14 protein-coding genes are annotated in these 15,691 nt (G+C 70.9%); 12 read left to right on the plus strand and 2 right to left on the minus strand.

Annotation, left to right across the window (positions count from 1 at the left end; all coding sequences use genetic code 11):
• Position 1: 1 nt before the first annotated feature.
• On the plus strand, positions 2-325 hold the full coding sequence (locus tag WS64_RS19910) for a four-helix bundle copper-binding protein (protein WP_196755050.1): 324 nt from the start codon (positions 2-4) through the stop codon (positions 323-325).
• Between the two features lie 13 nt (positions 326-338).
• On the opposite strand, the gene WS64_RS19915 is transcribed toward WS64_RS19910, so the two are convergent.
• Positions 339-1,931 (minus strand): hybrid sensor histidine kinase/response regulator, encoded by a 1,593-nt coding sequence (locus tag WS64_RS19915; protein ID WP_060967409.1) that lies wholly within the window; start codon positions 1,929-1,931, stop codon positions 339-341.
• 276 nt (positions 1,932-2,207) lie between these two features.
• Here WS64_RS19915 and WS64_RS19920 point away from each other — a divergent pair, with 276 nt between their 5' ends.
• The 11 genes from WS64_RS19920 to WS64_RS19970 all read left to right on the plus strand — a co-directional run bounded on the left by WS64_RS19920 (position 2,208) and on the right by WS64_RS19970 (position 14,523).
• Complete coding sequence (locus WS64_RS19920) at positions 2,208-2,561, plus strand: hypothetical protein (protein WP_059637110.1); 354 nt, start codon at positions 2,208-2,210, stop codon at positions 2,559-2,561.
• Between the two features lie 184 nt (positions 2,562-2,745).
• Complete coding sequence (locus WS64_RS19925; protein WP_060967410.1) at positions 2,746-3,594, plus strand: BON domain-containing protein; 849 nt, start codon at positions 2,746-2,748, stop codon at positions 3,592-3,594.
• 47 nt (positions 3,595-3,641) lie between these two features.
• A complete protein-coding gene (locus tag WS64_RS19930) occupies positions 3,642-6,446 on the plus strand; it encodes an ABC transporter transmembrane domain-containing protein (protein ID WP_244166600.1) in 2,805 nt (934 codons plus the stop codon).
• Positions 6,385-6,915, plus strand: coding sequence for a hypothetical protein (locus tag WS64_RS19935; protein ID WP_060967411.1), 531 nt, complete (start codon positions 6,385-6,387; stop codon positions 6,913-6,915). The genes WS64_RS19930 and WS64_RS19935 overlap by 62 nt, the downstream gene beginning before the upstream one ends.
• A 224-nt stretch (positions 6,916-7,139) precedes the next feature.
• Complete coding sequence (locus tag WS64_RS19940; protein ID WP_060967507.1) at positions 7,140-7,889, plus strand: SDR family oxidoreductase; 750 nt, start codon at positions 7,140-7,142, stop codon at positions 7,887-7,889.
• Positions 7,880-8,491, plus strand: coding sequence for a D-glycero-alpha-D-manno-heptose-1,7-bisphosphate 7-phosphatase (locus tag WS64_RS19945; protein ID WP_060967412.1), 612 nt, complete (start codon positions 7,880-7,882; stop codon positions 8,489-8,491). Before WS64_RS19940 ends, WS64_RS19945 begins: the two co-directional genes overlap by 10 nt.
• Positions 8,488-9,690 (plus strand): glycosyltransferase family 9 protein, encoded by a 1,203-nt coding sequence (locus WS64_RS19950; RefSeq protein ID WP_060011143.1) that lies wholly within the window; start codon positions 8,488-8,490, stop codon positions 9,688-9,690. The genes WS64_RS19945 and WS64_RS19950 overlap by 4 nt, the downstream gene beginning before the upstream one ends.
• A 3-nt stretch (positions 9,691-9,693) precedes the next feature.
• Entirely contained in the window at positions 9,694-11,439 is a 1,746-nt protein-coding gene (locus tag WS64_RS19955) for a carbamoyltransferase family protein (protein ID WP_060967413.1), read from the plus strand.
• Complete coding sequence (locus WS64_RS19960; protein WP_060967414.1) at positions 11,436-12,437, plus strand: glycosyltransferase family 2 protein; 1,002 nt, start codon at positions 11,436-11,438, stop codon at positions 12,435-12,437. The genes WS64_RS19955 and WS64_RS19960 overlap by 4 nt, the downstream gene beginning before the upstream one ends.
• A gap of 57 nt (positions 12,438-12,494) precedes the next feature.
• Positions 12,495-13,583 carry a glycosyltransferase family 9 protein gene (locus tag WS64_RS19965; protein WP_060967415.1) on the plus strand — a complete coding sequence of 363 codons (1,089 nt, stop codon included), beginning with the start codon at positions 12,495-12,497 and terminating at the stop codon, positions 13,581-13,583.
• Entirely contained in the window at positions 13,573-14,523 is a 951-nt protein-coding gene (locus WS64_RS19970; RefSeq protein WP_060310446.1) for a glycosyltransferase, read from the plus strand. Before WS64_RS19965 ends, WS64_RS19970 begins: the two co-directional genes overlap by 11 nt.
• Before the next feature lie 37 nt (positions 14,524-14,560).
• Here the strand turns inward: WS64_RS19970 and WS64_RS19975 are convergent, their stop codons facing one another.
• Positions 14,561-15,610: a sigma-54 interaction domain-containing protein gene (locus WS64_RS19975; protein ID WP_060967416.1), complete on the minus strand. Its 1,050-nt coding sequence runs from the start codon at positions 15,608-15,610 to the stop codon at positions 14,561-14,563.
• Positions 15,611-15,691: the final 81 nt, after the last annotated feature.

Below are 15,691 nucleotides of genomic sequence, written 5' to 3' on the forward strand. Positions count from 1 at the left end.
TATGAACGATCAGTACGACAACTGCATGGCCGCGTGCGACGCCTGCGCGCACGCATGCGACACCTGTGCGGCCGCCTGCCTCGCAGAGCGCGACGTGCACGCGTTGGCCACGTGCATCGCGCTCGACGTCGAATGCGCGCAGCTGTGCCGCTTCGCGTCGGGCGCGATGGCGCGCCGCAGCGGGCTCGCCCCGCGCATTTGCGCGCTGTGCGCGCACGCGTGCGATCTGTGTGCGGCCGAGTGTTCGCGGCATGCGCACGAGCATTGCCGCCGCTGTGCGCTCGCATGTCAGGCGTGCGCGGCGATGTGCCGCGCGATGGCCTGAGCGTGAAGAGGCGCTACGGCGTGCCCTGAACCTCGCGCGCGACGCGCTGCAGCAGCGCGTCGAGGACGGCCATTTCGACGGGTTTCACGAGATGGTCGTCGAAGCCCGCGCTTTCGGTGCGCTCGAGATCGGATGCGCGCGCATGGCCGGACAGCGCGACGCAGGTCGTGTCGCGCAGCGCGTCGATCGCGCGCAGTTCGCGCAGCAGCGTGAAGCCGTCGACGTCCGGCATCGTCAGGTCGAGAATCATCAGGTGCGGTGCATAGTCGCGGGCGAGCGCGAGCGCTTCGTTCGCGTTGTACGCGACGCGCGGCGCGTGCCCTTTCAGTTGCAGCAGCACCGCGAGCGTGTCGGCCGAGTCGCGGTTGTCGTCTACGATGACGATGCGCAGCGGCTCGACGGCCGGCTGCGTGGGCGCGGCAGGCCCGGGCGCGGCGGCGTGCCCGCCGCGGGCCACCTGCGCGATCGGCAGCCATACCGTGAACGTCGCGCCGTGGCCGGGGCCGTCGCTCTCCGCGACGATCCGCCCGCCGTGCAGTTCGACGAACGACCGGCAAATCGCGAGACCGAGCCCGAAACCGCCGGACGGGGAGCGGCCCGTCGCGCCTTCCTGTTCGAATAGATCGAAAATCGTTTCGAGCGCGCCGGGGGCGATGCCCACGCCGTGATCGACGACGCGGATCGCGACCGACGGCCCTTCGACACGCGCGACGACGTCGATGCGGCCGCCGTGCGGCGAGAATTTCGACGCGTTGTCGAGCAGGTTGTGCAACACCTGGACGAGCCGTGCGTCGTCGCCGTGCAGCACCACGGAATCGTCCGGCAGGTCGACGCGAATCCACTGTCCGCGCGCGGCCAGTTTCGGCTGGACGCTCTCGACGCCGCGGCACACGATGTCCCGCACGGTGGTGGGGCGATCGTCGAGTTCGACCTTGCCGGCCGTGATGCGCCCGACGTCGAGCAGATCGTCGACGAGCCGCGTCAGTTGCCCGACCTGGCGGTGTACGGCGTCGCGGCACTGCGCGAGCATGGGCGGCGGATCGGGCAGGTTCTGCAGCACGCCGACCGAATTGCGCAGCGGCGCGAGATGATTGCGCAGCTCGTGCGCGAGCATCGCGATGAACACGCTGAGCCGGTGGGTCGACGCTTCGAGCTCCTCGAGCCGCTTGCGCTCGGTCATGTCGCGCGTGATCTTGATGAAGCCGCACAGCGCATGCGTCGCGTCGTACACCGGCGTGATCGTCACGCTCGCCCAGAACTGCGTGCCGTCCTTGCGCACGCGCCAGCCTTCGTCCTCGAAGTGGCCCTGCGCGGCGGCCCGCGCGAGCCCGTGCGCCGGCCGGCCCGCCGCGACCGCGTCGGCCGGGTAGAAACGCGAGAAATGATGGCCGACGATCTCGGCGGCACGGTAGCCCTTGATGCGCTCCGCACCGGCGTTCCAGGTCGCGACGTTGCCGTGCGGGTCGAGCATGAACACCGCGTAGTCGGTGATCGACTCCACCACGGTCTGGAACCGGAATTCGGCGAAGCGATGCAGCAGATCCCGCGCGCCGGGCGAGCTGGCGGGCGGTGGATGCGGGTGAAGATCGGCGTCGTCTTTCTTCATCGGGGCAGCAGGTCGGAAACGCGGGGGCCGCACGCCGCCCGACCGCCGCCGGGCAAGCCCGTGGCGGCCATACGGTCGATTGGCACGTCCGAAAGAATAAAGGAACTCGATTCAGCTGATCAATGGGTGCGCATCGGCCGTGCCGTGCAGCGTGCCGGCGACGGCGGGGCGCCAGCGGCCGGCGCGGCATGCCGATTGCACGACCGGGGCAGTACGCCTGCCGGGCGGCGGCCATCCGGCCGGTCGCCCGGCGGCGAGCCAGGCAAGGAGGCCGACATGAACAGCACGCTGAATCCCGACAACGAACCGGCCGGCCCGGACGACGACAACGCCAGCCGCGGCCGCGACGGCCGCGCGCTCGGCCCGAGCGACTCGTCCGACAGCGGCAGCGACACGGCGGGCGCGCGGCGCCATCCGTTCGACGTCGATTCGCCGCTGGACGACCACGCGCTCGAACGCGGCGACGCGTCGCTCGACACCGACACGGACCGCGCGGGCACCGGCGAGCGCGCGTCGGCGGACGGCGACTCGACGCTCGAGGAGGGCGCCGACATCGAGCCGGACCGCACCGAGCGGTTGAGCGAGCCCGGCCGCATCGACGAATCGGACGACCCGGACGACGTGCCGTGACGCCCGGCACGCAAAAACTGCAATCGCGTTGCAGATTGGGGCGCATGACGGTGTCCCCGCGCTGCGACGCGCAACCATCGCGGTCCGGCAACTACGCCGGCACGCGATTTGCGTCGCCCCGACCGACGCGCGCGGCGACGCGGCTTGGCGCCGTGCGCGGCGCAGGCGATCAAGGAGAGACACGATGCAACGACGATATCCCGGACGGTACGGCGAGCGTGGCGGCCCGCCCGACTGGCACGCGCGCGACGAACGCGCGTACCGGGGCGCTGGCGAGCGCGGCATCCCGGACGATCCGGCACGATGGCCGGAAGAGGACGACGAATCGGCTTACCGCCGCTTCGCGAGCGAGGACGTGGGCCCGGAAGACTGGGGCAGCGAATGGACCGAGCGCGCGGCGCGGCCGGCCGAGCAGCGGCGCGGCGCGGCCGACGCGGACCGGCAGGGCGGCGCGCGCCCGCCGGCGCGGGACGCCGAGCGTGGCTACGGCGAACCGGGCCGCCGCGTGGAGGGCCGTGAAGGCCGCTATGGCGGCGAGCGCCCGGAATGGCGCGACCAGTACCGGATGAGCGGGTACGGCGGCGAGCGCGATGGCGGCGACCCGCGCTACGGCGGCGCCCCCGATCTGTCGCGTTTCGGCGGGGATGCCGAACGCGATGCGCTGCGCCGTCGGCGCGGGCCGAAAGGCTATACGCGCTCGGACGAGCGGATTCGCGAGGACGTATGCGAGCGGCTCGCGCATGCGCTGGAGATCGACGTGAGCGACGTCACCGTGCAGGTGACCGACGGTCGCGTCGAGCTGGACGGCACGGTGCCGGTACGCTGGATGAAGCACGGCATCGAGGATCTGGCCGACGGCTGCCTCGGCGTGCGCGACGTCGAGAATCGCGTGCGCGTGCGCCGCGAAGGCGAACACGATACGGGCATGGTGCTGCATCCGCACCAGCGGACCGTCACGCCCACGCAGCCCGCCGCGCGTGATCCCGAGCCCGGCACCGTCGTCGGCGGCCGGGAGCGCGAACCGCGCCACTGACTGCCCGTGCGTGAAACGGCGCGCCCCCGACCGCGAGCACTGCCTGCATGACGACCGGAATCGACGAGACGCCAATCAAGGACCGTGATGCGGCCGCGGGCCGCGAGCGCCGGCAGCGCCGGGACGAGCGTGGCTTGAGGCTCAGGATCGCCGTCGAACTCTGGCGCGCGATCTGGCGTTACCGCGCGCGCGTGGTGGCGGCGGTCGTCCTGCTGGTGCTCGCGAAAGCGGCGGCCGTCTCGGTGCCGCTGCTGCTCAAGGACATCGTGGACGGTTTCGGCCGCGCGGCCGCCCAGCCCGTCGCGTGGCCGGTGCTGCTGCTGTTCGCGTACGCGGTGGTGCGCTTCGCGTCGAACGCGCTGAACGAAGCGCGCGACATGACGTTCGTGCAGGTCACGCAGCATACGGTCGCGTCGTTTACCGTGCGCACGTTCGGCCACCTGCACCGGCTCGGCGCGCGCTTTCATGCGCGGCGCGAGACGGGCGCCGTCGTGCGCGATCTCGAGAAAGGCACGGCCGGCATCGGTTATCTGCTCGGCGTCGCGGTGTTTACGGTCGTGCCGACGGCCATCGAGATCGGCTCGGTGCTCGTGATCGTGATCAGCAAGTACGGCGGCGGCTTTACCGCGATCATTTTCGTCACGTTCGCCGTCTATGCCGCGTATACGGTCGTATTCACGCGCCGCCGCATGCGTTACCAGCGGCGCGTCAATGCGCTGGAAGCCGAGTCGAATTCGCGCGTGGTCGACAGCCTGCTGAACGTCGACACGGTCAAGTACTTCGCGCGCGAGGACGTCGAGCGCGACCGGCTCGACCGCGTGCTCGACGCGTGGCGCGAAGCCGGCGTGGACAACCAGTACGCGCTGTCGACGCTGCATATCGGGCAGAGCGCGTGCATCGGCGCGGGGATCGCGGCGGTGATGCTGCTCGCGGGCCAGCAGGTCGCGCGCGGTGCGCTGACGGTCGGGGATCTCGTGCTGATCAACGCGTACATCATCCAGATCAGCCTGCCGCTGAATGCGCTCGGCTTCGTGTTCCGCGAGGCGAACGACGCGATGACGAACATCGAGCGGCTGTTCGGGCTGCTCGACGCGCGCGGCAAGCCGGGCGAGGACGGCGATGCGCCGGGCGCGCAGCCGCTCGTGGTGCGCGGCGGCGCGATCGAGTTCGAGCACGTCGATTTCGGCTACGAGCCGAGCCGGCAGATCCTGTCCGACGTGTCGTTCCGCATCGAGCCCGGGCAGACGGTCGCCGTGGTCGGCGGCAGCGGCTCGGGCAAATCGACGCTCGCGCGGCTGCTGTTCCGGCTGTATCAGCCCGATGCGGGCACGATCCGCATCGACGGCCAGGACTTGCGGCTCGTCACCGAGCGCAGCCTGCGCGATGCGCTCGGCATCGTCCCGCAGGACACCATCCTGTTCAACGACACGCTCGCGTACAACATCGCGTACGGCAAGCGCGACGCGACCCGCGGCGAAGTGATCGCGGCCGCGCGCGGCGCGCAGCTCGACACGTTCATCGAGCGGCTGCCCGATGCGTACGACACGCGCGTCGGCGAGCGCGGCGTGCGGCTGTCGGGCGGCGAGCGGCAGCGGGTCGCGATCGCGCGCGCGTTGCTGAAGGCGCCGCCGATCGTCGTGTTCGACGAGGCGACGTCGGCGCTCGACACGCGCTCGGAGCGTGCGATCCAGCAGGAGCTGATGCGCGTCGCGCGGCATCGCACGAGCCTCATCATCGCGCACCGGCTGTCGACGATCGTCGATGCCGATCGCATCCTCGTGATGGAGCACGGCCGGCTCGTCGAGCACGGCACCCACGACGAACTGCTCGAAAGCGGCGGCGTGTATGCGCAGATGTGGTCGCTGCAGGCGAAGCAGCGCGAACTCGAACGCACGGAGGCGAAGTTCGCGCGGCAGCCGGTGCGCATCAATCCGCTCGTGTCGCAGGTGCTCGATTCGCTGGCGGAGGCGGCCGCGCAGCGCGGCGTGCCGGTGTTCCGCCATCTGTCGGACGAGGATCTCGTCGTCGAGGCCGATCCGGCCGCGCTGCGGCGCTTCGTGTGGGAACTGTGCCGCGGTGCGGTCGACGCGAGCCGCGGCGGGCAACTCGAGGTGCGCACGGGGCGCCACGATCCGGAAGCGCGGATCACGATCGCATGCGCGGGCGTCGACGCAACCGAGCTGTCGCTGATCGATCTCGAACGATTGCAGGACGCGATCGAGGACGCCGGCGGCTACGTCGTGCGCGAACGCGACGACGTCGGCGTGAAGCTGCACCTGTCACTGCCGATCTGCGCGGTGGCGCCGGCGTCGATGCAACCCGGCGACGCCGTGCCGCGTGCGGGCGCCGGTGCGCCGGGCGCGGCCAAGCCGCTCGACGGCCTGCGCATCGCGTGCGTGGACGACCACGACGAGGCGCGCGACGCGCTCGGCGCGCTGCTGAAGGTGGCCGGCGCCGACGTGCGCGCGTATGCGTCGGGCCAGGCGTTGCTGGACGACCTGTGGCGCGCGCGCCGCGCCGACTGGCCGGCGCTGCTCGTCTGCGACATCGACCTCGGCGACGATGAGGAGGACGGCTACACGGTGATGTCGCGCGTGCGCCAGCTCGACGCCGCACGCGATCGCGACGGCCGCGCGCCGCTGGAGGCGCTGGCCCTGTCCGGCCATGCGCGCGATCACGACCGCGCGCGCGCGGTCGAAGCCGGTTTCCACGCGTACCTGACCAAGCCCGCGGTAGCGGCCGACCTGATCGCGGCGTTGCGTGCGCTCGCGTTTTCCTCCGGAGAAATCCATGCCGAACCTTCTGAATCCGACGACACCCGAAGCCCCGAACGCGGCGCGTCGCGGCGGTAGTGCGTTCGCCGACCGCCAGGCCGCGGTGGCGGCCGTCGAGCTGCTGTTGCCGACCTTGTCCGCCGCGCTGCAAAGCGATTTCGTCGGCGACAGCGGCTGCCTGCACATCGTGATCATGGACCCGGCGCTCGGGCCGCGCGACGCGGCGTTCGAGGACGCGATCCTGTATGAGTTTTCGCTGCCCGACCCGAAGGACTGGGACGCCGACTACCGCGCCTACGCGCGCGCCAAGGCGCGGCTGTCGTGGGAAACGGGCCGCGACGGGCATGTCGTGCAGGCGCTGGAGCCGTACCGGCTGCGCGCGGGCGACACGAACCTGTGGGGCGGCGTCGCGCTCGGCGGCATCGTGGTGGGCGTGTCGGGTGCGCAGCCGTGGTTCGACGAGGCGTTCGCGGGCTGCATCGCGCATTGCCTGCGTGCGCTCGCGAAGCACCGCGCGCAGGCGACGCCCGACGCGCTCGCGATCTGAGGGGGCCCCCCGGTGGGGCCGCCCAGATCGGGCCGACCACGCGCGGCCGCCCGGACCCGTTTTTACAGCCGGTTATAAAAAAGCCAGCGCGCGCATGCAGTAGCCCGATGTGGCGCATGCGTGCGCAGGCCGGCACGGTTTTCGCTGTACCTCATGCACGGACGGTTGTCGCGACAAGTGTCGCCGTCAGCCGGATTGTTTTCCGACATCGACAGGAGGTGCAGGTGAACGCGACTCACGATCCAGCCAGACCGCCGCTCGCCGGCCGGACCGCACTCGTGACCGGGGGCGGCCGCGGCCTCGGCGAAGCCATTTGCGAGGAGTTGGCGCGGCACGGCGCGCATGTGGTCGTCGCCGATCTCGACGGCGACCGCGCGGCGGCCGTCGCGCAGCGGCTCGAACGGCACGGCGGGCAGGCGGTGGGCCGGCCGCTCGACGTGCGCGACGAGGCATCGGTGCTGCAGGTCATGCACGATGCGCGCGAGTCGCTCGGCGATCTCGACGTGATCGTGAACAACGCGGCGATCGACGTGACCGCGCCGATCGACGACGTGAGCGTCGACGCATGGCAGCAGGTGCTGATGACGAACCTGTTCGGCCCGTACCTGATGTGCCATGCGGCCGTGCCGATGATGAAGGCGCGCGGCAACGGGCACATCGTCAACATCGCGTCGACCGCGTCGAAGCGGGCATGGCCGAACGCGTCCGCGTATCACGCGACGAAGTGGGGGCTGCTCGGGCTGTCGCACGCGCTGCATGCCGAACTGCGGCCGAGCGGCGTGTGCGTGTCGGCGATCGTCGCGGGCGGGATGCGCACGCCGTTCCTGCTCGATCGCTTTCCGGACATCGACGAGGACACGCTGCAGCCGCCCGAGCACGTCGCGGCCGCCGTGCGCTTCGTGCTGACGCAGCCGCCGGGCACCGTGGTGCCGGAGCTGATGGTGCTGCCGATGAAGGAGACGTCATGGCCCTGAAGCGCGAACGGCGGCTGCCCGGCGCGGTGCTGCTCGACAAGGACGGCACGCTGCTCGACGACGTGCCGTACAACGTCGATCCCGCGCGCATGCGTCTCGCGCCGGGCGCGGCGCGCGCGCTGCGCACGCTCGGCGCGACCGGCATGCCGCTGGCGGTCGTATCGAACCAGTCGGGCATCGCGCTCGGCCGCTTTACCGAAAACGAGCTTGGCGCGGTCCGCCAGCGTCTCGCCGAACTGTTCGAAGCGAACGGCGCGACGCTGGCGGATTTTTTTTACTGCCCGCATCACCCGCAGGGCAGCGTGCCGCGCTATAGCTTCGAGTGCATCTGCCGCAAGCCGCGCCCGGGCATGCTGCGCCGCGCGCTGGCCGCGCTCGGCGCCGTGCCGGAATGGAGCTGGATGATCGGCGACATTCTCGACGACGTCGAAGCCGGCCGCACCGCGCGCTGCGGCACGATCCTCGTCGACCGCGGCCACGAGACGGAATGGCGTGTCGACGCGGCGCGCACGCCGCACCACGTCGTCGATCGCGTCGACCTGGCCGCCGACATCGTCGTGCGCGAAGCCGTGCGCCGGCACGGCGCGTGGGTGCGGCAATGAACACGGCCTGGAGCCGCGCCCGCCGCATCCTGTGCGTGCGGCTCGACAGCATCGGCGACGTACTGATGACCACGCCCGCGCTGCGTGCGCTGAAGGAAAGCGGCAGCGACCGCCGGCTGACGCTGCTGACGTCGCGCACGGGCGCCGCGCTCGCCAGGCATCTGCCGATGGTCGACGACGTGTGGAGCTACGACGCGCCGTGGGTCAAGCATCCCGACGTGCGCGGCGATCCGGTGGCCGATCTCGACATGATCGACCGGCTGCTGGCCGGCCGCTTCGACGCCGCCGTGATCTTCACCGTGTACAGCCAGAACCCGTTGCCCGCCGCGATGATGTGCTGGCTCGCCGGTATTCCGCTGCGGCTCGCGCATTGCCGCGAAAACCCCTACGAATTGCTGACCGACCGCGTGCCGGAAACCGAGCCGGAATCGCACGTGCGCCACGAGGTCGCGCGCCAGCTCGCGCTGGTGCGCGCCGTCGGCGCGAAGACGTCGGACTGGCGGATGGCGTTCGCGCCCGGCGACGCGGCGCGGCATGCGGTGCACGCGCGCTTGCAGGCCGCGTTGCAGCGCGTCGGCGGCGCGCGCGAGCCGGATGCCGGGCGCGCGCGCTGGCTGGTCGTCCATCCGGGCGCGAGCGCGGCGTCGCGGCGCTGGCCGGCCGAGCGGTTCGGTGAAGCGGCGGCCGCCGTCGCGCCGCTGTTCGACGGCATCGCGGTGACGGGCAGCGCGGACGAACGCGCGCTGGTCGACACGGTGTGCGAACGGGCGGGGCCGCGCGCCGTGCCGCTCGCCGGCGCGTTGCCGCTCGGCGAACTGGGCGCGCTGATCGAGACGGCCGACCTGCTGCTGTCGAACAACAGCGGCCCCGTGCATCTCGCGGCCGCGCTCGGCACGCCGGTGGTCGACCTGTACGCGCTGACCAACCCGCAGCACACGCCGTGGCGTGTGCCGCACCGTGTGCTGAACGTCGATGTGCCGTGCCGCAACTGCTACCGCAGCGTGTGCGACCAGCCCGGCCATCCGTGCCTGCGCGGCGTGAGCGTCGACGACGTGGTCGCGGCCGTGCATGCGCTGCTGCGCGGCAGCGCGCGCCATGCGCAACGCGCGGCCGCGCGGGCTGCCGTGCACGGCGAAGAGCCGGCCGCGGCGCACGCATCGAACGTGATTCCGTTCGCGCACGTCATCACGAGGAACTGACGCATGCCAGACCCGATCCATACGCTCGGCATCAACGCCGCCTTCCACGACAGCGCCGCGTGCATCGTGCGCGACGGCGTCGTGATCGCGGCGGCCGAGGACGAACGCTTCACGCACGTGAAGCACGCGAAGCGCCCGGTGCCGTTCTCGACCTGGGAGCTGCCTTTCCACGCGATCGACTATTGCCTCGCGGAAGCCGGCATCACGCTCGCGGATGTCGACCACGTCGCGTATTCGTACGACCCGTGGTTCGAACTCGATCGCGAAGGCACGGCGCCGGCGCTGACCCTGCCGCTGTCGCCGTCCGCGCATGCGCCGCGCGAGGACGGCGCGTCGCCGTGGCATCCGCTGTTCCTGTCGTCGATCGTCAACGCGCCGCGCCAGCTCGCGGGCGGCGCGCCGCATCATCTGCAGCGGCGTTTTCGCGGCGTCACGCACGACGGGCCGTTCCGCTGGCATTTCATCGAGCACCATCTCGCGCACGAGGCGAGCGCGTTTCTCGCGGCGCCGTTCGACCGTTGCGCGGTGATGACGATGGACGGGCGCGGCGAGCGCGCGACGACGAGCTACGGCGTGTTCGACGGCCGCTCGTACCGGCGGCTCGGGCAGGTGAACCTGCCGCATTCGCTCGGACTGCTGTACGAGCGCGTGACGCGCTATCTCGGCTTCCTGCACTCGTCCGACGAATACAAGGTGATGGCGCTCGCGTCGTACGGCAAGCCGGTGTTCGCCGACGAGATGCGCAAGCTCGTGCAGTATCGCGGCGAAGGGCGCTATGAAGTGGTCGACGCGGACCTGGCCGCGCTGTTCGGTGCGCCGCGCGAGCGCGGCGGCCCGATCGAGCCGCATCACTGCGACATCGCGCATGCGCTGCAACTGGTGCTCGAGGAGACGACGCTGCGGGCGGTCGACTGGCTGGCCGCCGAGACCGGCGAGCGGCAGCTCGCGATGGCGGGCGGCGTCGCGCTAAATTGCGTGATGAACGCGCGGATCCGCGATCGCGGCCCGTTCGAAGACGTGTGGGTGCAGCCGGCCGCCGGCGACGCGGGCACGGCGCTCGGCGCCGCGCTGTGGACCGACTTCCGGATGCGCGGCGCGCGCGGCGACTGGCGCATGGATCACGCGTATCTCGGCCCGGCCTACGACGACGACGCGATCGAGGCGTTCCTGAAGGAGGCGCAGTTGCCGTACCGGCGGCTCGCCGACGTCGCCGCGCAGACGGCCGCGCTGCTCGCGGCGAACCGCGTGATCGGCTGGTTCCAGGGGCGCATGGAGTTCGGCCCGCGCGCGCTCGGCGCACGGTCGATCCTCGCGTCGCCGATCGACCCCGACATGCAGCGCAAGCTGAACCGGATCAAGGATCGCGAGGATTTCCGGCCGGTCGCGCCGGTCGTGCTCGAGGATCGCGCGCATCACTGGTTCAGCGGCGGCCGGCGCACGCCGCTGCGCGCGCCGTTCATGCTGTTCGTGTACGACGTCCTGCCCGAGTGCGCCGACAAGATTCCGGCGGTGCGCCACATCGACGGCACCGCGCGCGTGCAGACCGTCGATGAAACCCAGCATCCGCTGCTGCATGCACTGCTGACCGAGTTCGACGCGCTCACCGGCGTGCCGGTGCTCGTCAACACGTCGTTCAACACGCGCGGCGAACCGATCGTGTGCTCGCCGCGCGATGCGATCGAATGCTTCTGGACCTCGCCGCTCGATGCGCTCGTGATCGGCCCGTTCCTGCTGGAGAAGCCGAGATGAACATGCGCGACACGCACGTGGCGCCGGTCGTGTCGGTCGTCGTGCCGACCTACCGGCGGCCCGATCTGCTCGAACGCTGCCTCGATGCGCTGTGCGTGCAGGCGTTCGATCCGGCCACCTACGAGATCGTCGTGGTGGACGACGATCCGGCCGGCAGCGCGCGCGCCGTCGTCGATGCGTGCCGCGCGCGCGTGACCGACGTGCCGGCGATCCGCTACATGACGGCGCCCGACACGCAGGGGCCGGCCGGCGCGCGCAACGTCGGGTGGCGTAGCGCGGACGGCGCGCTGATCGCGTTCACCGACGACGACACGATTCCCGATCCGGCCTGGCTGCGCAACGGCGCGGCCGCGCTGCTGGCCGCGCCGTCGGCGGCGGCCGCGGCCGGCCGGATCGACGTGCCGTTGCGGCCGTGCCCGACCGACTACGAACGCGACGCGGCGGGGCTTGCCCACGCGGAATTCGCGACCGCGAACTGCTTCGTGCGGCGCGCGGCGCTCGAACGCGTCGGCGGCTTCGACGAACGCTTCACGCGCGCGTGGCGCGAGGACGCCGACCTGATGTTCGCGCTGCGCGAGCATGCGGGGCCGATCGTCGAGGCCGATGCCGCGCGCATCGTGCATCCGGTGCGTCCCGCCCGCTGGGGATCGAGCATCGGCGCGCAGTCGAAGGTGTATTTCGATGCGCTGCTGTACAAGAAGCATCGCGCGACCTACCGGCGCCATATCCGGCCCGTGCCGCCGTGGCATTACTACGCGGCCGTGCTCGCCGCGCTCGGCGCGATCGGCTGTTTCGCGGCCGGCTGGCCGGCGCCGGCCATCGTGTGCGCGGCGGTGTGGGCCGCGATTACCGCCGGGTTCTGCGCGAAGCGATTGCGCGGCACGCAGCTCACGCCGTCGCATGTGGCCGAGATGATCGTCACCTCCATCGCGATTCCGCCCGTGTCGCTGTACTGGCGCATGCGCGGCGCGCTTCACTTCCGTGTGCTTTTCCTTTGACGTCCTCCTACCTTTCCTTCCCGCCATCCATGGCGGGGTTTCCCGGAGCAGATCGTGATGAAGCTCGATCCAGACCTCGATTCCGACGGCCCGCGCGGCCCGAAACGGATCGCGGTGTTCCGCGCGCTGCAGCTCGGCGACATGCTGTGCGCGGTGCCCGCGCTGCGTGCGTTGCGGCGCGGCGAACCCGATGCGCGCATCACGCTGATCGGCCTGCCGTGGGCGCGTGAATTCGCGTCGCGCTTTTCGGACTACATCGACAGCTTCATCGCGTTCCCCGGCGCACCGGGGCTCGGCGAACAGCCCGAACCCGATGCGGCCACGCGCGAGGCATTCATCGCCGAATGTCGCGCGCGCGACTTCGATCTCGCGATCCAGTTGCACGGCAGCGGCGCGCACACGAACGCGATCGTCGCGTCGCTCGGCGCGGCGCGCACGGCCGGCTTCGTGCCTGCCGACGGCGGCACGGCCGCGCTCGACTGCGCGCTCGTGTGGCGCGACGACGAGCCGGAAGTGACGCGCTACCTGGCGCTCACGCGCAAGCTCGGCTACGCGGACTGGGGCGACTTCCTCGAATTCCCGCTAGGCGGGCTGGACTACGCGCTGTGGCACGTGCTCTGCGACGAACATGGGCTGGATCCCGGCCGCTACGTGATCGTCCATCCCGGCGCGCGGATGGCGTCGCGCCGCTGGCCGGTCGAGCGCTTCGCGCTGGCGGCGCGGCAGCTCGCCGACGACGGCTGGCAGATCGTGCTGACCGGCACGCGCGCGGAACTGGCGCTGGCCGCCGCATTCGCCGAGCATCTCGGGCGGCCGTGCGTGAACCTGTGCGGCCGCACGCCGCTCGGCGCGCTCGCCGCGCTGATCGCCCGTGCGCGGCTGCTGTTGTGCAACGACACGGGCGTGTCGCACGTGGCGGCGGCGCTCGGCACGCCGAGCATCGTCGTCGCGTGCGGCAGCGATACGGCCCGCTGGGCGCCGCTCGACGTCGAACGACATCGCGTACTCGCGAACTACCCGGCATGCCGGCCGTGCATGTTCGATACCTGTCCGTACGGGCACGAGTGCGCGACGGCGATCGGCGTCGGCGACGTGATCGAGCGGGCGGGCGAACTGCTCGCGGAGGAGAAGCGTCATGTCTGTTAAGCGGTTGCGCGTGCTGACCTGGCACGTGCATGGCAACTATCTGTATTACCTGTCGCAGGCGCCGCACGATTTCTACATCGTGACGAAGCCGCAGCATCCGCCCGGCTATGCGGGCCGCGTCGGGCACCTGCCGTGGGGCGACAACGTGCACGAGGTGCCGGCCGAGTGCGTGCGCGACACCGAATTCGACTGCGTGCTGTACCAGCACGTGAAGCATTACCAGCACGACCGCCTGCGGCTGCTGAGCGAAGCGCAACGTGCGCTGCCGACGCTGTTCGTCGAGCACGATCCGCCGCGCGAGCATCCGACCGACACGCTGCATCCGGTGCAGGACCCGAACGTGTTGCTGGTGCACGTGACGCCGTTCAACGCGCTGATGTGGGACAACGGCGTGACGCCGACGCGCGTGATCGAGCATGGCGTGCTGGTGCCCGACGGCATCGAGTATCGCGGCACGCTGCCGAAGGGCGTGGCCGTCGTGAACAATCTCGCGCGCCGCGGCCGGCGCCTCGGCGCGGATCTGTTCGAGGTCGTGCGGCACAGCGTGCCGATCGACCTCGTCGGGATGGGGTCGGCCGAACTCGGCGGGATCGGCGAGGTGCCGAACCCCGCGCTGCCGCAGTTCCTGTCGCACTACCGGTTCTTCTTCAATCCGATCCGCTACACGAGCCTCGGGCTCGCGGTGATCGAGGCGATGATGATCGGGCTGCCGATCGTCGCGCTCGCGACGACGGAGATGGCGCAACTCGTGAGGACAGGCAGCAACGGCGTGGCCGATACGCGGCCGGGCGTGCTGATCGACGCGATGCGCATGCTGATCCGCGATCCGGACCTGGCGCGCGAGTGGGGCGCGGCGGCCAGGCGCGACGCGTGCGAGCGATTCGGCATCGAACGCTTCGCACGCGACTGGGACGCCGCGCTGCGCGACATGACGGCGTGACGCGCCGACGTGATGGCGGCGGCGTGACCCGCCGCGCTCACGGCGTCGTCGCGGGCGGCGAAGCAGGCGGCGCAGCGGGGGCGCCGCCGCCGTTCGACGCATTCCCGGCCGGTGGCGCGTTGCCGCTTGCCGCGTTGCGCTCGCTTTCGGACAGCAGCGCGAGCCGGTTGTACAGCGTTTTCAGGCTGATGCCGAGCGCCTTCGCGGTGCGCGGCTTGTCGCCGTTGAAATGCCGCAGCGACGCGACGATGAAGCGCTGCTGCGTGTGCGCGAGCGTCGTGCCGATATGCAGCGTCATCGCGTTGTGGCGCACTTCCTCGCGCGGCGGCGGGCGGCGCGGCAACTGCAGCTCGATCTGCTCGTCGGCGAGGATGAACGCGCGCTCGAGTGCGTTGCGCAGTTCGCGCACGTTGCCGGGCCACGTGTAGGTGCGCAGCGCCTTCATCGCCTGGGTGGACAGCCGCTTTCTCGTGCGGTGCCGCGCGTTCAGCCGTTCGACGATTTGCACCGCGATGTCGCCGACGTCGTCCTCGCGCTGCCGGAGCGCGGGCACGTGCAACGCGATCGGCGCGATCCGGTAGAACAGGTCCTCGCGCAGCCTGCCGCTGCGCATCGCCTCGACCGGATCGTGATGCGTGGCCGCGACGATCCGCACGTCGAGCGGAATCGGCTCGTGACCGCCCACGCGCACGATCGTGTTGGTTTCGAGCGTGCGCAGCAGCTTGACCTGCAATTCGAGCGGCATCTCGGCGATCTCGTCGAGAAACAGCGTGCCGCCGCGCGCGGCTTCGAACATGCCCACGTGCTGCGCGACGGCGCCCGTGAAGCTGCCTTTTTCGTGACCGAACAACTGCGACTCCGCGATGTCCTTCGGAATCGCGCCGCAATTGACGGGCACGAACGGCCCGCGACGGCGCGGGCTCATGTCGTGAATGAGCCGGGCGACGATATCCTTGCCCGCGCCGCTTTCGCCGACCACCAGCACACTCACGCGGGTGGCGGCGACGCGCGACACTTTCAGCAGCAGATCCTGAATTGTTCGCGAATGACCGAACAGTCGCGTGCCGTCATCGTCGGATTTCGACATGGGGTAATAACCGGATTGGGAAGTTTTGACCGAATGTGTCGTGGCCAGGTAGAAACGACGTGGCACACGTCGTCTTTCACG

This window comes from Burkholderia anthina (assembly GCF_001547525.1).
GTDB classification, from domain to species: Bacteria; Pseudomonadota; Gammaproteobacteria; order Burkholderiales; family Burkholderiaceae; genus Burkholderia; species Burkholderia semiarida.